This is a genomic window from Curtobacterium flaccumfaciens pv. betae, from assembly GCF_026241855.1.
Taxonomy (GTDB): domain Bacteria; phylum Actinomycetota; class Actinomycetes; order Actinomycetales; family Microbacteriaceae; genus Curtobacterium; species Curtobacterium flaccumfaciens.
This window is the reverse complement of record NZ_JAPJDC010000001.1, coordinates 1,637,372-1,656,004: the sequence shown is the minus strand read 5'-3', so window position 1 is coordinate 1,656,004 and position 18,633 is coordinate 1,637,372. Positions and strand designations below refer to the sequence as shown.

At 72.5% G+C, this 18,633-nt stretch carries 21 protein-coding genes; 11 read left to right on the top strand and 10 right to left on the bottom strand.

The features are described 5' to 3' along the window. Window positions 1-30 precede the first annotated feature (30 nt). The 3 genes from ORG17_RS07845 to ORG17_RS07835 are packed head-to-tail and all read left to right on the top strand — an operon-like array spanning window position 31 to window position 2,981. Window positions 31-1,146, top strand: a complete 1,116-nt coding sequence (locus tag ORG17_RS07845; RefSeq protein ID WP_214527757.1) for an amino acid ABC transporter permease — start codon at window positions 31-33, stop codon at window positions 1,144-1,146. Beyond that, window positions 1,146-1,919 carry an amino acid ABC transporter ATP-binding protein gene (locus ORG17_RS07840; RefSeq protein ID WP_214527758.1) on the top strand — a complete coding sequence of 258 codons (774 nt, stop codon included), beginning with the start codon at window positions 1,146-1,148 and terminating at the stop codon, window positions 1,917-1,919. The genes ORG17_RS07845 and ORG17_RS07840 overlap by 1 nt, the downstream gene beginning before the upstream one ends. A 45-nt stretch (window positions 1,920-1,964) precedes the next feature. Beyond that, complete coding sequence (locus ORG17_RS07835; RefSeq protein ID WP_214527759.1) at window positions 1,965-2,981, top strand: transporter substrate-binding domain-containing protein; 1,017 nt, start codon at window positions 1,965-1,967, stop codon at window positions 2,979-2,981. 418 nt (window positions 2,982-3,399) lie between these two features. On the opposite strand, the gene ORG17_RS07830 is transcribed toward ORG17_RS07835, so the two are convergent. The 3 genes from ORG17_RS07830 to ORG17_RS07820 are packed head-to-tail and all read right to left on the bottom strand — an operon-like array spanning window position 3,400 to window position 7,147. Continuing rightward, the gene (locus ORG17_RS07830; RefSeq protein WP_214527760.1) at window positions 3,400-4,542 is read right to left on the bottom strand and encodes an LLM class flavin-dependent oxidoreductase; all 1,143 of its coding nucleotides are present in this window, start codon (window positions 4,540-4,542) and stop codon (window positions 3,400-3,402) included. Then, on the bottom strand, window positions 4,539-5,924 hold the full coding sequence (locus ORG17_RS07825) for an NtaA/DmoA family FMN-dependent monooxygenase (protein ID WP_214527761.1): 1,386 nt from the start codon (window positions 5,922-5,924) through the stop codon (window positions 4,539-4,541). Before ORG17_RS07825 ends, ORG17_RS07830 begins: the two co-directional genes overlap by 4 nt. Then, entirely contained in the window at window positions 5,921-7,147 is a 1,227-nt protein-coding gene (locus tag ORG17_RS07820; RefSeq protein ID WP_214527762.1) for an LLM class flavin-dependent oxidoreductase, read from the bottom strand. Before ORG17_RS07820 ends, ORG17_RS07825 begins: the two co-directional genes overlap by 4 nt. Before the next feature lie 243 nt (window positions 7,148-7,390). On the opposite strand from ORG17_RS07820, the gene ORG17_RS07815 reads away from it, so the two are divergent. After that, entirely contained in the window at window positions 7,391-7,951 is a 561-nt protein-coding gene (locus ORG17_RS07815; protein ID WP_214527763.1) for a histidine phosphatase family protein, read from the top strand. A gap of 69 nt (window positions 7,952-8,020) precedes the next feature. Here the strand turns inward: ORG17_RS07815 and ORG17_RS07810 are convergent, their stop codons facing one another. Together ORG17_RS07810 and ORG17_RS07805 are read right to left on the bottom strand one after the other, a co-directional pair. Next, window positions 8,021-9,043 carry an SLAC1 family transporter gene (locus ORG17_RS07810; RefSeq protein WP_027465426.1) on the bottom strand — a complete coding sequence of 341 codons (1,023 nt, stop codon included), beginning with the start codon at window positions 9,041-9,043 and terminating at the stop codon, window positions 8,021-8,023. A 68-nt stretch (window positions 9,044-9,111) separates the two neighbouring features. Then, window positions 9,112-9,951, bottom strand: a complete 840-nt coding sequence (locus tag ORG17_RS07805) for a DUF1684 domain-containing protein (protein WP_071244514.1) — start codon at window positions 9,949-9,951, stop codon at window positions 9,112-9,114. 390 nt (window positions 9,952-10,341) lie between these two features. Between ORG17_RS07805 and ORG17_RS07800 the strand changes: the two genes are divergently transcribed. Continuing rightward, the gene (locus ORG17_RS07800) at window positions 10,342-11,568 is read left to right on the top strand and encodes a cobalamin-independent methionine synthase II family protein (protein WP_214527764.1); all 1,227 of its coding nucleotides are present in this window, start codon (window positions 10,342-10,344) and stop codon (window positions 11,566-11,568) included. A gap of 239 nt (window positions 11,569-11,807) precedes the next feature. On the opposite strand, the gene ORG17_RS07795 is transcribed toward ORG17_RS07800, so the two are convergent. Next, on the bottom strand, window positions 11,808-12,767 hold the full coding sequence (locus tag ORG17_RS07795; protein WP_214527765.1) for an SDR family NAD(P)-dependent oxidoreductase: 960 nt from the start codon (window positions 12,765-12,767) through the stop codon (window positions 11,808-11,810). A 75-nt stretch (window positions 12,768-12,842) separates the two neighbouring features. On the opposite strand from ORG17_RS07795, the gene ORG17_RS07790 reads away from it, so the two are divergent. Next, on the top strand, window positions 12,843-13,103 hold the full coding sequence (locus ORG17_RS07790) for a hypothetical protein (RefSeq protein WP_027465422.1): 261 nt from the start codon (window positions 12,843-12,845) through the stop codon (window positions 13,101-13,103). 125 nt (window positions 13,104-13,228) lie between these two features. After that, window positions 13,229-14,077: a glycoside hydrolase family 16 protein gene (locus tag ORG17_RS07785; RefSeq protein ID WP_214527766.1), complete on the top strand. Its 849-nt coding sequence runs from the start codon at window positions 13,229-13,231 to the stop codon at window positions 14,075-14,077. 42 nt (window positions 14,078-14,119) lie between these two features. Here ORG17_RS07785 and ORG17_RS07780 read toward each other — a convergent pair whose 3' ends face one another. Then, window positions 14,120-14,335: a hypothetical protein gene (locus ORG17_RS07780; protein WP_138803199.1), complete on the bottom strand. Its 216-nt coding sequence runs from the start codon at window positions 14,333-14,335 to the stop codon at window positions 14,120-14,122. Between the two features lie 23 nt (window positions 14,336-14,358). Further along, a complete protein-coding gene (locus ORG17_RS07775; RefSeq protein ID WP_214527767.1) occupies window positions 14,359-14,697 on the bottom strand; it encodes a DUF3140 domain-containing protein in 339 nt (112 codons plus the stop codon). Between the two features lie 123 nt (window positions 14,698-14,820). Here ORG17_RS07775 and ORG17_RS07770 point away from each other — a divergent pair, with 123 nt between their 5' ends. From ORG17_RS07770 to ORG17_RS07755, 4 genes are all read left to right on the top strand, one after another. Next, the gene (locus ORG17_RS07770; protein WP_214527768.1) at window positions 14,821-16,041 is read left to right on the top strand and encodes an alcohol dehydrogenase catalytic domain-containing protein; all 1,221 of its coding nucleotides are present in this window, start codon (window positions 14,821-14,823) and stop codon (window positions 16,039-16,041) included. A gap of 155 nt (window positions 16,042-16,196) precedes the next feature. Beyond that, window positions 16,197-16,343: a hypothetical protein gene (locus ORG17_RS07765; RefSeq protein ID WP_155896806.1), complete on the top strand. Its 147-nt coding sequence runs from the start codon at window positions 16,197-16,199 to the stop codon at window positions 16,341-16,343. 64 nt (window positions 16,344-16,407) lie between these two features. Continuing rightward, window positions 16,408-16,566 (top strand): hypothetical protein, encoded by a 159-nt coding sequence (locus ORG17_RS18335; RefSeq protein ID WP_301565234.1) that lies wholly within the window; start codon window positions 16,408-16,410, stop codon window positions 16,564-16,566. A 33-nt stretch (window positions 16,567-16,599) separates the two neighbouring features. Then, on the top strand, window positions 16,600-17,355 hold the full coding sequence (locus tag ORG17_RS07755) for a methyltransferase family protein (RefSeq protein WP_301565235.1): 756 nt from the start codon (window positions 16,600-16,602) through the stop codon (window positions 17,353-17,355). On the opposite strand, the gene ORG17_RS07750 is transcribed toward ORG17_RS07755, so the two are convergent. Further along, on the bottom strand, window positions 17,336-17,752 hold the full coding sequence (locus ORG17_RS07750) for a VOC family protein (protein ID WP_027465416.1): 417 nt from the start codon (window positions 17,750-17,752) through the stop codon (window positions 17,336-17,338). The two genes, ORG17_RS07755 and ORG17_RS07750, sit on opposite strands and share 20 nt — an antisense overlap. A 242-nt stretch (window positions 17,753-17,994) precedes the next feature. Continuing rightward, a complete protein-coding gene (locus tag ORG17_RS07745; RefSeq protein ID WP_051596707.1) occupies window positions 17,995-18,609 on the bottom strand; it encodes a DapH/DapD/GlmU-related protein in 615 nt (204 codons plus the stop codon). Between the last annotated feature and the right edge of the window lie 24 nt (window positions 18,610-18,633).

The window sequence follows — 18,633 nt, the reverse complement described above, 5'->3', positions numbered from 1 at the left end:
GGCGCCGCTCGGGCCTCCTACGGTCGCGACATGACCGACACCACCAGGGCCCCGCAGCGGGAGGCGACCAGCGTCGACGACGCGGGCCGGACGCCCGAGCCGAGCCGCGCCTCCAGGCCGGAGACCGCGACCATCGACGCGGCCGGACACGCCGCACTCGACCGCCCCGTCGTGCCGCTGCGCCACCCGCTGCGGTGGATCGCCGCGGCCCTCGTGCTCGTGGTGCTGCTGAACTTCGTCGAGACGCTGTTCACCAACGAGCAGTGGGGCTGGCCCGCCGTCGGCAAGTGGCTGTTCAGCCCCGCCGTCCTGACCGGACTGCAGCTGACGCTGACGGCGACGGCGCTGAGCGCGGTGATCAGCTTCGCCGGCGGTGTGGTCGTCGCGATCGCACGGCTGTCGCAGAACCCGGTGCTGTCCGGGCTCGCGTGGGGGTACGTCTGGCTGTTCCGGTCGGTGCCGCTCATCCTGGTGCTCGTCTTCCTGTACAACCTCGGGTCGCTGTACCCGACCATCGGCATCGGGATCCCCTTCGGGCCGCAGTTCCAGGTGCCGACCGCCAACGTGCTCGGCGACCTGGCGATCGGTGTGATCGGGCTGAGCCTCAGCGAGATCGCCTACGCGTCGGAGATCGTCCGCGCCGGCGTGCTCGCCGTCGACCACGGCCAGCACGAGGCCGCGCAGGCGCTCGGGCTCCCCCGTCGCCGGCAGTTCGTGCGGGTGATCCTGCCGCAGGCGCTGCGGTCGATCGTCCCGGCGTTCGTCAACCAGGTCGTCGGACTGCTGAAGGCCTCGTCGCTGCTGTTCTACGTCTCGCTGCTCGACCTGTTCGGCGTGGTGCAGAACCTGTCGAGCACCTACCCGACGGACATCATCCCGCTGCTCGTCGTCGCCACGATCTGGTACCTCGTGCTCACCAGCGCGGTGTCGGTCGTGCAGTACTACGTCGAGCGCTGGACGGCCCGCGGCTCCGTCCGGGCGCTGCCGCCGACACCGTGGCAGCGGGTGCGGAGCGTGCTGCGGGGCGGCGGCACCGGACGTGGTCGGGGACGGCCTGGAGGCGCGGGTCGCCGCACACAGGCAGCCGTCGCCGAGCGCGCGGTCGCGTCCGGGGCTGCTTCCACCACCGACGAGAGGAGCATCTGATGAGCGCCGCCATCGCGATCCACGGGGCCGTCAAGGCGTTCGGCGACACGGTCGTCGTCGACGGCGTCGACCTGTCGCTGCCGTCCGGCAGCGTGACCGTCGTCCTCGGCCCCTCCGGTTCCGGCAAGTCCACGCTGCTCCGGGCGATCAACCACCTCGAGCCGCTCGACCGCGGGGTCGTCACCGTCGGCGGCGAGCCCATCGGCGTCCGACTCCGGACTGGGCGCGACGGGGTCCCCCGCTGGAAGGAGCTTCCCGAGCGGCACATCCTGCGGCAGCGGTCGCGGATCGGCTTCGTGTTCCAGCACTTCAACCTGTTCCCGCACCTGACCGCGCTCGAGAACGTGGCCGAGGGGCCGATCGCCGCCGGAGTCCCCCGTGCCGTGGCCCGCGCCCGCGCGGCGGCCCTGCTCGAGCGCGTCGGACTCGGCGACCGTGGCGACACCCGGCCGCGGCAGCTCTCCGGCGGGCAGCAGCAGCGCGTGGCCATCGCGCGGGCGCTGGCACTCGAGCCGTCGGTGGTCCTGCTCGACGAGCCGACCTCGGCGCTCGACCCGGAGCTCGTCGGCGAGGTGCTCGGGGTCATCCGGGGGTTGGCGGACACGGGCACCACGCTCGTCATCGTCACGCACGAGATCGCCTTCGCCCGCGAGGTCGCCGACCACGTCGTGTTCCTCGACCACGGGCGGGTCGTCGAGCAGGGGCCGCCGGCCCAGGTGCTCGACCACCCGCAGCACACCCGCACGCGCGACTTCCTGTCCCGCGTCCGCTGACCCCTGACCCGATCCCTGATCCTCGCACGCACCCCAAGGAGAACCATGTCCACGATCACCCCCGCCCGCTGGCGCAACCGCGCCGGCTTCCTCGTCCTCGCAGCCGGCGTCGTCGTCGCCCTCGCCGGGTGCTCCGCGGGCGCTTCCGCCGACACGAGCGGCGCACCCGACGGCTCCGTCACCATCGGCGCCGCCTCGAACGGTGCCGCGAAGGAGACGACCCTCGAGGTCACCGAGGACACGAAGCTGCACGACGCGCTCCCTGCCGCCGTCCGGAAGTCCGGCAAGTTGACGATCGGCGTGGGTGCTCTGCCCGCCGGGTTCCCGCCGCTCGCCTTCACCGGCGACGACCAGAAGACCATCACCGGCTCGGAGCCCGACCTCGGACGGCTCGTCGCCGCGAAGCTCGGGCTGCGCGCTGACGTGCAGAACGCCACGTGGGACAACCTGTTCGTCGGCATCGACAGCGGCAAGTACGACGCCGGCTTCTCGAACGTCACGGTCACCGAGCAGCGCAAGGAGAAGTACGACTTCGCCTCGTACCGGCAGGACAACCTGGCGTTCCAGGTGCTGGCGTCGAGCTCGCTGCGCTTCGACGGCGACCCGTCCGTGCTCGCCGGGAAGACCCTGTCCGTCAGTTCCGGCACGAACCAGGAGAACATCCTGCTCGAGTGGCAGAAGGAGCTCCGGTCCAAGGGCAAGGACTTCACGATCAAGTACTACCCGGACGGCAACGCGGTCAGGCTCGCACTCGACTCGGGCAAGATCGACGCCTACTTCGGTCCGAACCCGACGATCGCCTACCAGAACACGCAGAGCAAGAGCACCGCGAAGCCGACGAAGACCGCGGGCACGTACTCCGGCGCCGGCTCCTCGTTGCAGGGGCTCATCGCCGCGACGACGAAGCGGGACAGCGGCATCGCGAAGCCCGTCGCGGCGGCGATCAACGAGCTCATCGAGGACGGCACCTACGCGAAGTGGCTCGCGGCCTACAACCTGTCGAACGAGGCCGTGAAGACGTCCGAGGTGAACCCCGATGGTCTGCCGCTCGACAACAGCTGAGGCCGCGCGCCCCGGTTCGGCGCATCGGGGCCTGGTGCTGATGCCTGGTGCTCGTGCTTGGTGCTGATGCAGAGCGACACCGTCGAGGTCGTACGACCTCGGTGGTGTCGCTCGTTGCGTGCGCGGGCTTTCGCGGACGAGCAGGAACGACGATGTCGACGTCGTACGACTGCGACGATGTCGCTCGGGACGCACCACTCGAGCTGTGCTCGCCCCGGAACACGGGACGGGTCCGCGACGCCACCACGGTGCGGACGGGAGGCCCGTGGCGGCCTGGCACCGTGCCTCCAGGCCGTACCGTGCCCGGTTCCGCACCCCGTGCCCGGTTCCGCACCCCGTGCCCGGCCCGCACCGTGCGCTGCGCGCACGAACGACTCCGTCGCTGTCGGACGACAGCGACGGAGTCGTTCCGCGTCGGTCAGCGCGCGGCGGCCGCCGGCTCCCGCAGGTCGGCGCGCGCCGCCCACTCCGCGGCGAGCAGCTCGTAGGAGCGCACCCGGGCGTCGTGGTCGTGCGCGATCGTCGTGACGAGCAACTCGTCCGCTCCCGTGACCCGTCGGAGCGTCTCGAGCCGTTCCGCGACGTGTGCCGGGTCGCCGACGAATCTCGTCGCGAGCCGGTCCGCCACCGACGCGGCGGCATCGTCCGGCAGCCGCGCCGCTCGAGCCTCGTCCGGGGTGGGGTACTCGATCGCCCCGACGCCGGAGCGGATCGAGTGCACCCACTGGGCGTACCCGGTCCCGAGCTGGTCCGCCTCGGCCGCGGTCGGCGCCACGAGCACGTCGGCCGACACGATGGCGTGCGGCGCGTCGAGCACGCCCGGGCAGAACGCGTCGCGGTAGGCCTGCACCGACGCCAGGACCGTGCCGGGCGACGTGTGGTAGTTCGCGCCGTACGGCAGGCCGAGCGCGCCGGCGATCCGGGCACTCTCGCCGCCGGTGGAGCCGTGGATCCACAGCTCGACGGCTGCGCCCGCGGACGGCGGGGCCTCGATCACCGCGCCGTCCCGCGACCACGTGCCCGCGAACAGGCCGCGGATCAGGTCGAGTTCGTCCGCGAACCGGTCGACGTCGCCCGGCACCCGGCCGAGCAGCTCCCCCTGCAGGGCGAACCGGCTGCCCGGCGCGATGCGGAACTCGAACGGCGCGGGGACGAGCAGGCCGTCGACGACCTGGTCGGTCCGCGGGGCGAGCGACGGCGGCTTCGGGGTGCCGGGTGCTGGTGCTCCTGAGCGGCCGAGCCCGAGGTCGATGCGCGGCCCGTACAGCGCGGCGAGCGTGCCGAAGGTCTCGGCGATCTGCAGCCCGCGGACGTTGCCGACCAGGGTCGCGGCGCTGCCGACCCGGATGGTCGAGGTGGCGGCGGCGACCGCACCGATGACGATCGTCGGTGCGCTGCCGGCGACCCCGGGGTTCAGGTGGTGCTCGGCCAGCCAGTACCGGGCGTACCCGGCACGTTCGGCACGCTGCGCGAGGTCGACCGTGTTCGCCAGGGCCTCGGCGGGGGTCGACCCGCTGCTCACCGGCACGAGGTCGAGGACGGAGAGCGGGACCGGGCTCATGCGAGCACCCGCTGCCGGTCGAGGACCCGTCCGGGCAGGTCGAGCGTCTGGCGGAGCGTGGCGCCCTCGTCGTACGACTGCCGGTACACGCCGCGCTCCTGCAGCAGCGGGACGACCCGGTCGACGAACTCGTCGAGCCCGTACGGGTTGGTGTGCGGCACGACGACGAACCCGTCGGTGGCGCGCTCCTGCACGTACCGGTCGATCTCGGCGGCGATGTGTGCGGGCGTCCCGACGAAGCCGCCGCGGGTCGAAACCCGGATGACCAGGTCACGGATCGACAGGTGTTCGGCCGCGGCGAGGTCCCGCCAGGACTGCACCAGGGCGGGGACGTCGCGGGTGTGACGGACGCGGCCACGGGTGATGTCGGCGCCCTCCAGGTCCGGCTCGATCGAGGGCAACGGCCCGTCGACGTCGTACGACGACAGGTCACGGTTCCACACCTGTTCGAGGAACGCGATCGCCGTCGCCGGGCTGACCTGGGCGCGGCGGATCGCCCGGGAACGTTCCTCGGCCTCGTCCGCCGTTTCGCCGAGCACGAAGGTCGCGCCGGGCAGGATCAGCAGCTCGTCCTTCGACCGTCCGACCCGTTCGAGTCGCTCGGTCACGTCGCCGTAGAAGCTCCGTGCGTCGTCGAACTCGGTGTGCAGCGAGAAGATCACCTCGGCGTGCCCGGCGGCGAGGTCGCGACCCTCGTCGGAGTCACCCGCCTGCACGATCACCGGGTGCCGCTGGGGGCTGCGCGGCACCGGGAACGTGCCGGTCACGTCGAACTGCGGGCCGTGGTGGTCGACGTCGTGGATGCGGGAGCGATCGGCGAAGGCCCCGGCGGCCAGGGTCCCGGCGGCGCCCGACCCGTTCGCCACGATCGCGTCCGACTCCCACGAGTCCCAGAGTTCGCGCGACAGCTCCACGAACTCGGCGGCTCGCGTGTACCGGTCGGCGTGGTCGAGGAATCCCCCACGGCGGAAGTTCGCACCGTGGAACGCGTCCGAGCTCGTCACGACGTTCCAGCCGGCGCGGCCGTCGGTCAGGTGGTCGAGGGTGGCGAGCTGCTTCGCCAGCTCCACCGGCTCGTTGAACGTGGTCTGCAGGGTGCCGACCAGGCCGATGTGCTCGGTGACGCCGGCGAGGGCGGCGAGGATCGCGAGCGTGTTCGGACGCCCGACGACGTCGAGGTCGTGAATGCGGCCCTTCTGCTCGCGGAGCCGTAGCCCCTCGGCGAGGAACAGGAAGTCGAAGAACCCACGCTCGGCGTTCCGGGCGAAGTGCTCGAACGACGAGAACGCGATCTGGCTCTCGGCGCGGTCGTCGCTCCAGACGGTGGTGTTGTTGACGCCCGGGAAGTGGGCGGCGAGGTGGACCAGACGCTTGGCGCTCATGCTGAGACCCCCGAGGAGACGGAACCGACACCGGCACCGGTGACGGCAGGACGCGCGTACCGACTGACCGCCGGCGCGATGCCGAGCCGCGTGCGCAGGTCGGCGGTGGGACGGGACGCCACGTCGGCGCGGAGCCCCGCGGTGACGAGCGCCGGGACGAGCTGCCTGGCGATGGCGGTCGAGTCGATCGGAATGCGCAGCGGACGGAGCCGGACGCCGGCGTACCCGAGGGCCCGCAGGTCCCCGATCCGTGCCACGAGGTCCGGCACCGTCGTCGCGAGGACGGACGTGTCCGACCCGGAGCCGGCGGCGTACCGGGTACCGGCTGCCGCGTCGAGTGCGGCGAGCTCGTCGGCGGCGGCTGCCGGCGACGACCCGATGAGCACCGCGAGGTCCGCGAGGACCGGACGACGGAGGTCGGACCCGGCCGTCTGCTCGGCGTCACGGACGAGTGCCAACGCGTCCTGCGCCTCCAGGCCGTCGAACCCGGGCGTGACCAGCGCGACGTCCGCGGCGTCCACGGCCAGCGCTGCCGCGTCGGCGCGGTGTGCCAGCGCGAACACCGGCGGCCGTCCCTGCGGCGACCGCGGCACGATCGACGCGCCGTGCACCGAGACGAACGAACCGGAGAACGCCGCGTTGTGGATGCGGTCGCGGTCGATGAAGCGGCCGGTCGTGACGTCGCGGATGATCGCGTCGTCGTCCCAGCTGTCCCAGAGGCGGGAGACGACCTCGGCGACCTCGCGGGCCTCGTCGAACAGCGTGGCCGCGTCGTCGCCGCCGGGTCGGCGGCCGAACAGCGCGGCCTCGCGGGTCGTCGGGCTCACCTGGATCCGCCACCCGGCTCGCCCCAGTGAGACGTGGTCGAGGGTCTGGAGGCCCGTGGCGACGTGGAACGGTTCGGTGTGCGTCACCGAGACGGTCGGCACCAGACCGATCGCGCGGGTCGCGGGGGCGACCGCGCTCGCGACGAGGAGCGCGTCGAGGCGGCCGACGACGGTCGACGTGTCGAGGTCGCCGTCGGGGTCGGTGGGGCCGGCGGTGAAGGAGTCCTCGAGGGTGACGGCGTCGACTCCGAGCCGGTCCTGCTCGACGACGACGTCGCGCCAGTGCCGGAGGCTCGTGAGCCGGTGCGCTGCCGAGCCGGCGGCGCGCCAGGCGGCGGGATGCCAGCCGGCGCCCTGCAGCGCGGTGACGAGGGTGATGCGGTCGGGCACGGTCATGGGGCGACGCTAGGACGGTTCGGCCGGGCGGCGAAGCGGTGTTGCGGAACGTGACCGACGGTGTCGCCGTGTGACGCGCGGCGGGCGGGCGGCGCGAGGCGTCGCGGGCGGCGCGAGGCGTCGCTCGGTGCGAGGTTGTCCACTCGGTGCGTCGGAACAGACCGGGCACGGAGTGGACAACCTCGCACCAGACGGGCCGGGGACGGGGCCGGGGCGCACCTCGCACCGTGCGAGGATCGCCGGATGGTCTCGTCGTTCCTGACCCACGCTGAAGTGGTGGTCGACCCCGCGGTCCCGATCGAGTCGTGGGGGCTGTCGCCCGAGGGCCGCGTCCGGGCCGCCGCCGCACACCGGCTCGCCTGGACACCGGGCTCCCGGCGGATCGTCTCGAGCACCGAGCGCAAGGCCGTCGAGACCGCCGACCTGCTCGCCAGCGCCGTCGGACTGCCGGTCGAGCACGAACCACTGCTGGGCGAGATCGACCGGAGCGCGACCGGCTACCTGCCGCCGTCCGAGTTCGAGGCCGTCGTCGACGCGTTCTTCGCCCGACCCGAGCAGTCGGTCCGCGGCTGGGAGCGGGCGATCGACGCCCAGGAGCGCATCGTCGCGGCCGTCCGCCGGCACTGCGCCACCGGCGACCTCACGATCGTGTCGCACGGTGCGGTCGGCGCGCTGCTCCTGGCCCACCTGCGCGGCGTCCCGATCACGCGCGCCCTCGACCAGCCCGGCATGGGCAGCGTCTTCCGCTTCGACGCGCCCGCCTGGCGGGCGACCAGCGGCTGGAGACGCGTCCCCGCGACCTGACGGGAGGCGCGGGGCGGGGCCGCCACGGGCCTCCCGTCCGCCGCCTGCGCGGCCCGACCGCGCCGCTCGTCAGACCACGCGGGTCGCGCCCGTCACCGGGCCGGGGGCGGCGTCCTCGTCGTCGGCGTCGTGCAGGGTCCGCTCGGCCTGCCCGAGCAGGTGGTGCACGGCGAGACCGATCGAGCGGGCACCGACGACCGCGACGAGCACGCTCAGCAGCGCCAGCAACGCGGCGGTGGGGATCCAGGCGGACGGCAGCGCGAGTGCCCGGAACCACTCCACTGCGGCGGTGGCGACCGCGGCGGCCGGGAACACGAACGACCAGAACCCGAGCGAGAACGCCAGGCGGACGTACCGCGGCAGCAGGGCCAGCTGCACGAGGACCATCAGGACGCCGAGGCCCGCGATGGCCTGCACGGGCAGGGTGACAGCGCCGTCGGTGAGGGCGAACACCGACAGGGTGGCGACCGCCGGCGGCGCGACCAGGATCGCCATCGTCGGCACGAGCGGCCCCGGCAGCGCCGGTCGGAACGCCAGCCGGATGAGCAGCAGGCCGGTCATGACGCCCCAGAAGAACACGCCGACGCCGAGGGCCGGCCAGGAGAGCCAGCCGACGCCGACCTCGTGTGTGGCGACCGAGGCGACCAGCGCCGCGGCGACGGTCGGCAGCAGGTAGCCGCCGTGCACGGACTCCAGGGCGAGTCGGCCCTCGAACCAGGTGCTCAGCAGCCAGGCGGCGAAGCCGGCCGCGGTGGCCACGGCGGCGAGCACCACGACCTGCCCGGCGACGGGGGCGAACCGCGCGAGGTCGACGCCGAGCAGCATCGCGGTCGCGGGCACGAGCGCGGCGATCGGCCCCTGCGCCGGGTGGCGGAGCTGGTCGACGAGCCGTTCGCTGACGCGTGCGCCCCGGACGGCGTGCGCACCGAGCAGCCACACCCACGCGACGGCCGCGATCGCCCAGAACACCTGCGGCACCACGGTGGGCAGGTGCAGCACGGGGGCGGCGTACGACCACGTCTCGGCGAAGCCGGCGAGGCCGAACGGGACGGCGAGGGTGTTGAGCGGGATGCGGGAGGTGGGTCGTGGCATGGCTCCCCCATTCTCGTGGACGGGTCGGCTGCGTCGGTGCGCGCCCGGCGGCCGCGCGTGCTCCGCGGTCAGGCTGCGGGTAGTTGCTCGCCCGCCTCGATCGCCACGTCGAGCCGGTTCTCGGCGGGCGGCAGCGGGCAGGTCGCGTGCGGGGTGTACGCGCACGGCAGGTTCGTCGACCGGTTGAAGTCGATGCGGGTTGCACCGTCGGCATCCGGTGCGGCGATGTCGAGACTCCGGTTCGCCGCATACGTCGTGACTCCGCTCGTGCGGTCGGTGAACAGCACGTGCAGGCCGCCGGCGTGCCCGTTGAACGCCAGGAGCGACCGCGGCCCGTCGAGGTCGAACGTCAGGACGCCGGGGGCCTCGTACACGTGCAGCAGGCCGTCGACGACGCTGCCCACGGTGACCTCGCGCGGGGTGTCGAACGGCTCGAAGTGCGCGTCCACGACGAAGTGCTCAGCGGGGGCGTACGCCGGGGTGCCGTGGTAGCCGACGCGGGTCGGGTTCGACGGGTGTCGCGGGCGCAGCAGGTCGCTGCCGCCTCGCCGGGCGACCTCGATCACCACGGTCTCCTCGCCGTCGCGCCACACCACGTTCGTGCTCGAGCGCTCGGGCAGCGGGCCGAACCGGTGCGTCCCGGTGACCTGCTGCCCGTCGACCTCGATCGTCTCGTCCTCGGCCAGTGCGACCACCGGGCCGTCCTCGTCCGTCGACCAGCTGCCCGGTGCGTCCTCGAAGCGTTCCGGCGTGGCGGTGAGCCAACGGATGCTGGTGATCGCGAGGAACCCGTGCTCGCTCGCTCGGGCCTGCTCGTGGTCGTCGTGCCACGTCGTCCACGACTCGGCGAAGGTCGGTGCGGTCGTGGTGGTCGGGGTCGTGGCGTTCGCCGGGGTCGTCGTGCTCATGGGTCGACCGTACGACGCGTGGCCCGGCGGCGCGACGATCGTGTCGCCGTACGTCGGCGGGGGTCGTGCGGGCGGGCGGTGGCCGGCGCGCGCGGGCCGTTGTGTGCGCGGGGGCGGGCGGTGGGCTGGTCGACGAGGAACGACACCGTCGACGTCGTACGACATCGATCCTGTCGTTCGCACGCGCCTGCAACTGTCCGCGCACGCAACAGGCGACCGAGTCGGTGTCGTACGACATCGACCCCGTCGTTCGGCGTCCGCACGAAGCCGTGGTCGCGGAACGTAACGGGCCGGACCCCTCGTGGCAGAGTGGCACTGCAGCGCACCGCGAAGCCTCGCGCGCGGCCCCCGACTCCCGACAGTCCGCACCCATCGAGAGGAAGGCAGCGCATGCCCTTCGAGAACACCGACCGCATCCAGGCCACCACCGCCGGATCGCTCCCCCGCACCCCGGAGCTCATCGCCGCGAACGCCGCACGGCCCGTGGCCGCCGACGGCTTCACGCTCGAGACCACCGACGAGGTCCGGGCCCTGACGAGCGCGGCCGTCGACGACGTCGTCGCCCGGCAGACCGCGCTCGGCATCACGCAGCCCGGCGACGGCGAGTTCGGCAAGGCGATGTCGAACAGCGTCGACTACGGCGCCTGGTGGGGCTACTCGTTCCAGCGCGTCAGCGGCCTGAGCCTGACCGACGAGAACATCTTCTCGCAGCAGCCGGTCCGGTCCACGCCGGGGAACATCCGGCTCACGAGCTTCCCGGACCGCCGCGACTGGACGATCTTCCACGACGCCTACACCGACCCCGAGTCGGGCATCGGCACCGGCAAGAACGCCACCGCGTTCCCGACCACCACCGGCCCGATCACCTACACCGGCCACGAGGCCGCGGCCACCGACGCCGCGAACCTCAAGCACGCGGTCGAGGCCGCCGGCGCGGACAACGGCTTCATCACGGCGCTCTCCCCCGGTTCCGCCGCCCGCATCGCGAACGAGTACTACGCGACGGAGGAAGAACACATCTGGGCATGGGCCGACGCCCTGCGCGAGGAGTACACGACGATCCTCGACGCCGGCCTCGTGCTGCAGATCGACGACCCCTCGATCGCCGAGAACTGGGACCAGATCAACCCCGAGCCGAGCATCGAGGACTACCGCGCCTTCACCCGCGTCCGTGTCGAGGCGCTCAACCACGCGCTGCGGGGCCTCGACACCAGCCGCGTGCGCTTCCACCTGTGCTGGGGTTCCTGGCACGGCCCGCACACCACCGACATCGAGCTCCGCCACATCGTCGACCTGATGCTCGACATCGACGCCGGCGCGTACTCGTTCGAGGCCGCGAACGCCCGCCACGAGCACGAGTGGACCGTCTGGCAGGACGTCACCCTGCCCGAGGGCAAGGTCATCGTCCCCGGTGTCGTCGGCCACGCCACGAACGTCGTCGAGCACCCCGATCTCGTCGCGCAGCGCATCGAGCGGTTCGCGTCGGTGGTCGGGCGTGAGCGCGTCATCGCCGGCACGGACTGCGGCCTCGGCGGCCGCGTGCACCCGCAGATCGCCGCGGCGAAGCTCGAGTCCCTCGGCGAGGGTGCCCGGCGCGCGAGCGCGAAGCTCTTCTAGCCGTCCGTTCCTTCCCAGAACGGCTGCGATACCTGGCGAGATCGGGCGTACCTGCCAAGAAGAACACGGCAGGTACGCCCGGTTCCGCTGGGCACGCCCGGTTCCGCCAGGTACGCCCGGTTCCGGCAGGTACGCCCGTTTCCGCAGGTACGCCCGGTTCGGGGAGGTGCGCCCGGCTGTGCACGCACGCACGGGCGGACGGGAGGCACGGTGCGGGCTGGCACCGTGCCTCCAGGCCGTCAGCGGCGCCGGCGCAGGGCGACGGCCGCGACCGCGACGAGCGCTCCGGCCCACAGCACGGGGCGCGTGACGCGCCGTCGCTTCGCGACCCAGCCGCCGTTCGTCGCGTTCGCGGCGTCGGCGGGGGCGTAGAGGTTCCCGTCGGTCGGGGCGCCCTTGCCACGGAGCGCGAACGTCTCCACCATGGGCTTCGTGATCTTGTGGAACAGGCCCGGGAACACGTACTGCAGCGGCACGAGCGACGCCTGGATCCGTCCGACGAAGCGGTAGCGCCTGGGGTGCGTGGCGGCCTGCACGACGGCACGGCCGGCCCGCTCGACCGAGACGGTGGGCGGCAGCGGGTGCGAGGTCTTGCCGGTGTAGTTGGCACCGTTCTGGTAGATCGGGGTGTCGATCGTGGACGGCAGCAGTGCGGTGAACCTGATGCCGGTGCCCGCGAACTCGTCGCCGAGCACGTCGACCAGGCCGAGGGCCGCGTGCTTGCTCGTGACGTACGCCGACTGGTACGGCGCCGAGAGCAGCGACTGGATCGAGCCGACGAGCACGTAGGTGCCCTTCCCGCGCTGCTTCCAGTGCGGCAGCAGGTGCGTGACGGCGTTGAGGTGCCCGTACAGGTTCGTGTCGACGACGCGCTTGAACGCCTCGGTGGGGGTCTGCTCGAACAGGCCGTAGACGAACAGGGCCGCGTTGCCGACGAAGACGTCGATGCGACCGAAGCGGGTCGTCACCGTGCCGATGAGGTCCTTGACCTGGTGCTCGTCGGCGACGTCCGTCGGGATCGCGGTCGCCTCGGCGCCGAGCTTCCGGCACTCGGCGGCTGCGGCCTCGAGCGAGTCGTGCCCGCGTGCGGCGAGCACGAGCGTGGCGCCCTGCCGGGCGAACTCGTGTGCGGCGGCCCTCCCGATGCCGCTCGATGCTCCGGTGATGACGACGATCTTCCCGCGGTACCGATGTCCCATGTGTCCTTGGTACCCGGCCGTGGTCCGTTCCCGCACAGCCGGGTCGTACCCCTGCACGCGGTGCGAAGATGGAGCATGCGCAAGGACGACCTGACCGTCGACGAAGCCGCGGTCATCGCCGAGCACGCCCGCTCCGGTGTCCTCGACGTCGACGACCCCGAGGTGCGGAAGGTCGTCGAGCAGGCGAACCGGGTGCTGGTCCGTGCACAGATGTGGGGCGAGGAGCGGAGCCCGAAGCTGCGGCGTCGCCGACGGCTCATCGCGGTCGGCGCCCTCGTGATGGTGCTCGTCTGGGTCGCGGGCCTGCTCGTGCCGCTGGCGATGCGCTTCGGCTGACGGGTCCGTCGGCGCCGGCTGCGGTCTGCGCGGGGCGGATCAACCACGGTGCGGCCCTGGCCTGACTCGTCCGGATGGTGCATGATCCGACGACCACACCACCATCGCGCTGCAGGGAGCACGACATGGACCAGCACATCGATCGACGGCGCTTCATGACGCTCGGACTCGCCGGAGCCGCGACGACGGCCCTCGGCGCGACGGCGATCGGCGCGGACGGGTCGGCGCAGGCAGCGACCCCGTCGGCTGCCGCCCCGGTGCTGCTCGCCGCCGACGAGTTCGACGGCCCGGCCGGCAGCGCGCCGAACCCGGGGATCTGGCGGTACGACCTGGGTGCCGGCGGGTGGGGCAACGCCGAGCTGCAGACCTACACGGACTCGCGGCGGAACGCGGCGCTCGACGGGGCCGGCAACCTCGTGATCACCGCACACCGCGAGGCCGACGGCTCGTACTCGTCGGCCCGACTGAAGTCCGAGAGCACCTACACCGCGCAGTACGGCCGCATCGAGGCGCGGATCCGGATCCCCCGCGGTCAGGGCATCTGGCCGGCGTTCTGGATGCTCGGCGCGGACATCGGGCAGGTCGGGTGGCCGGCGTGCGGGGAGATCGACGTCATGGAGAACGTCGGGTACGAGCCGGGGATCGTGCACGGCACGGTGCACGGGCCCGGGTACTCCGGCGCGCAGGGCATCTCGGCGGCGTACACGGCTCCGTCCGGAGCAGCCTTCGCCGACGACTTCCACGTGTACGGGGTCGACTGGCGCCCCGGCTCGATCACCTGGACGGTCGACGGTGTCGCGTACCGGACGGTCACCCGGGCCGACGTCGGCTCGGCGACGTGGGTGTTCGACAAGCCGTTCTTCGTGATCCTCAACGTCGCGGTCGGCGGGAACTGGCCGGGTTCGCCCGACGCCTCGACGCGGTTCCCGCAGCAGATGACGATCGACTGGTTGCGGGTCCACCAGAACGCCTAGCCGGGCCCGCGCAGCCGACCCGGTCGGTCCCGCGCTGCCCGCTCAGGGACGGCGGTTCGCCCGGGCGACGAGCCACAGGTAGGTGCTGTGCCCGACCAGGGCGAGTCCGAAGAACACCGCGGCGACCGCGTACACCCGGTCGAGCTTGCCCTGCCCGATCACGAGCATCACGACGCAGAACGCGACGGCGATCGCGAGGACACCGACCTGCACGGTCGACCAGATCCGTCGGAAGCGCGGCATGCCCGTCTCGTTCACGCCACCCATTCTGCCCGATGCCGTCAGTGCTTCTCCGGGTCGTGGCCCCAGTTCATGAGCGAGTACCGCCAGGGGGTGTCGTGCACGTCGCCGTCGGGACGCTGTTCCGAGTGCCGGGCGACGTAGCCGACGACCTTCCGCATGTGCGCCAGGTCGTCGTCGGTGCGGTCGGCCTTGTGCTTCTCGAGGATGCGGATGATGTGCCGACCGCTCTCGTGGCCGGTCGACTCGCCGCCGCCGGACGGCTTCTGCCCGACGGACTTCGACTCGTCGGTCTCGAGCCACTTCCGCAGCTCGGTGGCGGTCATGTTCACCGCGTCGTCGAAGTCGGCCCGGGTCTGCTCGTCGTCGTGCTCGCTCATGCCGTCGAGACAACCCGACGGTGCTGGACGACTGCGCAGGGCGGATGCGCCTCCGACCGTGCCCAGCCCCTCGCGCGTTTCCTGACCCTGCGAACCCCGCACCCGAACAGGAAGAGGCATGACATGCGCGCAGTCGTGTGGCACGGCATCGGCGACATCCGGCTCGACGAGGTCCCGGAGCCGACGATCCAGGACCCGGAGGACGCGATCGTCCGGATCACCCGCAGTGCGATCTGCGGTACCGACCTGCACTTCGTCCGCGGCACGATGGCGCCGATGGTCGAGGGCACCATCCTCGGTCACGAGGCCGTCGGCGTCGTCACCGAGGTCGGGGACGCGGTGCGCGGCTTCAGCCCCGGCGACCGCGTCGTCATCAACTCCACGGTGTCCTGCGGTGCCTGCCGGTACTGCCGGATGGGCAAGACCGCCCAGTGCGACCGCTCGAACAGCAACGGACCGCAGGCGGGCACCGCGTTCTTCGGCGGCCCGGCCTCGACCGGACCGGTGGACGGCATGCAGGCGGAGTACGTCCGCGTCCCGTGGGCCCGCAACACCATGCACCCGCTCCCGGACACCGTCTCCGACGAGCAGGCGATCCTGCTGTCCGACATCTTCCCCACGGGGTGGTTCGGCGCGGAGCTCGCGGGAGTCACGCGCGGTGACGTCGTGGTGGTGTTCGGCGCCGGGATCGTCGGACAGTTCGCGGCGGCCTCGGCGTACAAGCAGGGTGCGGCCCGCGTCATCGTCGTCGACGGCGAGGAGACCCGGCTCGCTGCCGCGCTCGCCCAGCACTGCGAGGTCGTCGACTACAACGCCGAGGACCCGGTCGAGACGATCATGTCGCTGACCGACGGCATCGGCGCGGACTGCGTGATCGACGCAGTCGGCGTGGACGCCGAACGCCCGAAGCGCGGCCCGGCGGCGGTCGACCAGGACCAGGCGGCGGCGTTCGACGCCGAGGTCGCCGCGGTCGCACCCGATGCCGCGCCCGACGGCTTCGGTGCGCAGCAGCAGTGGAAGCCCGGTGACGGCCCCTCGCAGGTGGCTCGCTGGGCGGTGGCGAGCGTGGCGAAGTACGGCCGCATCGGGATCATCGGGGTGTACGGACCGACGGCCGAGCACTACCCGATCGGCGAGGCGATGCTCAAGAACCTGACCGTGCGGATGGGGAACTGCGACCACCACTCCGTCACCCCACCGCTGATCGACATGGTGGCCGCCGGACAGTTCGACCCGACGGCCCTGATCACCGAGCACGAGCCGATCACCGACGCGATCGCTGCCTACCAGGCGTTCGACCGACGCGAACCCGGCTGGATCAAGGTCGAGCTCGGCACCTCCTGAACCGAACGCGACGCACCAGAACGCGACGCACCGGAACGCGACGCACCGGAACGCGCTGCGCCGGACCGCGCTGCACCGGACCGCGACGGCATCGGGTGGGAATGGAACGGCCCCGCCCGGTGTCGAACTCTCCACCGACTACGAAGGAGCCCACCATGAGCCTCGACCTCCACAAGAGCACCGGCACCGGAACCGTCACCGACGAGCGCACCTGCCTGCCGAAGCCCGTCCTGCCCAGCCTGCACGACGAGCGCACCCCGTCCTTCGGCCGCTGGCTCGGACAGATCAACCACACCGACTGACCCACCAGCGGGAGCGAGGGCGGCCACGGCCCGGGCCCTCGCCGCGCACTGCTACCGTGCACCCATGTCCTGGGGCCGGCGGTACTACGCGCTGCAAGCCGTCGGCGGAGCGGCCTGGTGGATCGCCGTCGCGACGCTGCCGTGGATCCGCACGGCGACGCTCGGCTCGCTCGACCCGGTGCTCGTCGCGGTGTTCGACGTCCCGCTGTTCGTCGTCGGCTAGGCGCTCGCCGCCGCCGGGGTCCGAGCCGCCGCGGTGGTCACGACGGTGTGGACCGCCCTGGTGCTCGTCGCCCTGAGCGTCTGGGCCACCGTCATCGGCGAGGCGGGCTGGGGCGTGCTCGTCATGCTGGCCGCCACGGTGGGTTCGACGGTCGCCCTCGCCCTCGTCCTGCTCGGACGGGTCCCGACGGAGTGGGTGACGAGCGGCCCGCTGCGGATCCGGACGGCTGATGCCGCGGCCCCGCGTTCCCGGCACGTCACCGCGACCGTGCTGCAGATCGTCGTCTTCTGGGGCCTGTTCCTCGGGGTGTTCCCCCTGGTCATCGCGTTCGCCGAGCACCGCTGGGGCCTGCACCCGCAGCTGCCGACACCCTACGTCACCGCCCTCACCGTCGTCGGTGTGGTCGTGCTCCTGCTGGCCAGCGCGCTCGGCATCGCGTCGGCAGCGGCGATGTCGACGAAGGGCGAGGGCACACCGCTGCCCTCGGCCACCGCGAACCGCCTGGTGGTCGCCGGGCCGTACCGGTCGGTGCGCAACCCGATGGCACTGGCCGGCATCACCCAGGGCGTCGCCGTCGGCCTGCTGCTGTCGTCGTGGCTGGTCGTCGTCTACGCGATCGCCGGTTCCGTGGTCTGGAACTGCATCGTCCGCCCGCTCGAGGAATCGGACCTGGCGGAACGGTTCGGCGACGACTTCCGCCGCTACGCCGAGCAGGTCCGGTGCTGGGTGCCGCGGTGGCCGGTGCCGGCGCGCGTGGGTTCGGTGCCGCTCAGCTCGTCGCGCCGCTGATGTTGACCAGCCACGACACCCCGTGGCGATCGGTCAGCATGCCGAAGGTGTCGCCCCAGGGCGCGGTGGTGAGTGGTTCGACGATCGTCGCGCCCTGGGCGAGGCCGTTCCACCACCGCGTCAGCAGTTCGTGGTCGTCGCCGCTGAGCGAGAGCGAGATGCTGCTCTCCGCCGGTGTCGGCATGCCGGACGGCGCGTCCGAGGCCATCAGGAGCAGGCCCTGGTCGCCGTCGAGCTGCCCGTGCATCACCTTGTCGGCGTCGGCGGGGTCCTGGCTCATGCCGGCTTCACCGAACGTGCCGATGGTGAGCGTGCCGCCGAAGACCGAGTGGTAGAACTCGAGCGCTTCGCGGGCGCCGCTCCGGAACCCGAGGTAGGGGTTGAGGCGAACGGTCATGACGGTCTCCCTCGTCCTGCGCGGGCGCCGTCGCCCGCGTCGTGATCATGCTGGCAGAGTGCGCGTCCCCGCGGACGGAGACGCCGTCGTCTTCGTCCGGCGCCGCCAGGTCGTCGAGACGCCTCCACATTCGGCGGCGTCTCGACGGCGGGGCGGCGTCACAGCAGCACGCCGGCGTCTTCGAAGCAGCACCAACGCCGGACGGGAGGCACGTGGCGGCGCCGCCACGCGCCTCCAGTCCGTCAGGCGGTGGGGTCCACCACCGGCGGCCGCGCGGACGGGGCGAGCTCGCGGATCCGCTTGGCGGGGACGCCGGCGTAGACGCCGTGCGCCGCCAGGCGGCCGACGACCACGGCGCCGGCGGCGACCACGACATCGTGCTCGATGTGGGCGCCGGGCAGGATCGTGGCGCGGCCACCGATCCAGACGTGCTCCTCGACGACCACCGGGCGGCCGGTCGCGACGTCGCTCCAGCGGCCCTCGGCGTCGATCTCGTGGTGGCTCGTCATGATGAGCACCTGCATCCCGATCGCGGTGTTCGCACCGATCGTCACGGGGGCGACGGCCTCGACGGTCACGTTCCGGTTGCAGAAGACGCCCCGGCCGATCGTGAGGTGCTTCGGGTCGCCCGTCAGCGAGAACCCGGTGCCCACACCGGACTCGGCGTGTGCACCGGCGGCACGGAGCAGCAGCCGACGGACGATCCGGGGCAGCAGCGGGGATCCGAGCAGTGCGGTGAAGACGAAGTGCTCACCGGCGTAGGAGGCGTCCTCGACGAGCCGGCGGCCGAACGTCGACGGATCGGTCGTCGGCGGGACGACCGCGGTCGGGACGGGTGGTGCTGCTGAGCCGGCCATGGGGTCTCCAGTCGTCGTGGCTGC

Excerpts from the sequence above, each read along its gene's own strand:
- ORG17_RS07830 (WP_214527760.1), bottom strand. The coding sequence starts at position 4,542 with ATGAGCCCGGTCCCGCTCTCCGTCCTCGACCTCGTGCCGGTGAGCAGC.
- ORG17_RS07820 (WP_214527762.1), bottom strand. The coding sequence starts at position 7,147 with ATGACCGTGCCCGACCGCATCACCCTCGTCACCGCGCTGCAGGGCGCC.
- ORG17_RS18335 (WP_301565234.1), top strand. The coding sequence starts at position 16,408 with ATGTCCTGGGGCCGGCGGTACTACGCGCTGCAAGCCGTCGGCGGAGCG.
- ORG17_RS07840 (WP_214527758.1), top strand. The coding sequence starts at position 1,146 with ATGAGCGCCGCCATCGCGATCCACGGGGCCGTCAAGGCGTTCGGCGAC.
- ORG17_RS07785 (WP_214527766.1), top strand. The coding sequence starts at position 13,229 with ATGGACCAGCACATCGATCGACGGCGCTTCATGACGCTCGGACTCGCC.
- ORG17_RS07765 (WP_155896806.1), top strand. The coding sequence starts at position 16,197 with ATGAGCCTCGACCTCCACAAGAGCACCGGCACCGGAACCGTCACCGAC.
- ORG17_RS07800 (WP_214527764.1), top strand. The coding sequence starts at position 10,342 with ATGCCCTTCGAGAACACCGACCGCATCCAGGCCACCACCGCCGGATCG.
- ORG17_RS07815 (WP_214527763.1), top strand. The coding sequence starts at position 7,391 with ATGGTCTCGTCGTTCCTGACCCACGCTGAAGTGGTGGTCGACCCCGCG.
- ORG17_RS07805 (WP_071244514.1), bottom strand. The coding sequence starts at position 9,951 with ATGAGCACGACGACCCCGGCGAACGCCACGACCCCGACCACCACGACC.
- ORG17_RS07790 (WP_027465422.1), top strand. The coding sequence starts at position 12,843 with ATGCGCAAGGACGACCTGACCGTCGACGAAGCCGCGGTCATCGCCGAG.
- ORG17_RS07825 (WP_214527761.1), bottom strand. The coding sequence starts at position 5,924 with ATGAGCGCCAAGCGTCTGGTCCACCTCGCCGCCCACTTCCCGGGCGTC.
- ORG17_RS07810 (WP_027465426.1), bottom strand. The coding sequence starts at position 9,043 with ATGCCACGACCCACCTCCCGCATCCCGCTCAACACCCTCGCCGTCCCG.
- ORG17_RS07745 (WP_051596707.1), bottom strand. The coding sequence starts at position 18,609 with ATGGCCGGCTCAGCAGCACCACCCGTCCCGACCGCGGTCGTCCCGCCG.
- ORG17_RS07775 (WP_214527767.1), bottom strand. The coding sequence starts at position 14,697 with ATGAGCGAGCACGACGACGAGCAGACCCGGGCCGACTTCGACGACGCG.
- ORG17_RS07845 (WP_214527757.1), top strand. The coding sequence starts at position 31 with ATGACCGACACCACCAGGGCCCCGCAGCGGGAGGCGACCAGCGTCGAC.
- ORG17_RS07835 (WP_214527759.1), top strand. The coding sequence starts at position 1,965 with ATGTCCACGATCACCCCCGCCCGCTGGCGCAACCGCGCCGGCTTCCTC.
- ORG17_RS07750 (WP_027465416.1), bottom strand. The coding sequence starts at position 17,752 with ATGACCGTTCGCCTCAACCCCTACCTCGGGTTCCGGAGCGGCGCCCGC.
- ORG17_RS07795 (WP_214527765.1), bottom strand. The coding sequence starts at position 12,767 with ATGGGACATCGGTACCGCGGGAAGATCGTCGTCATCACCGGAGCATCG.
- ORG17_RS07770 (WP_214527768.1), top strand. The coding sequence starts at position 14,821 with ATGCGCGCAGTCGTGTGGCACGGCATCGGCGACATCCGGCTCGACGAG.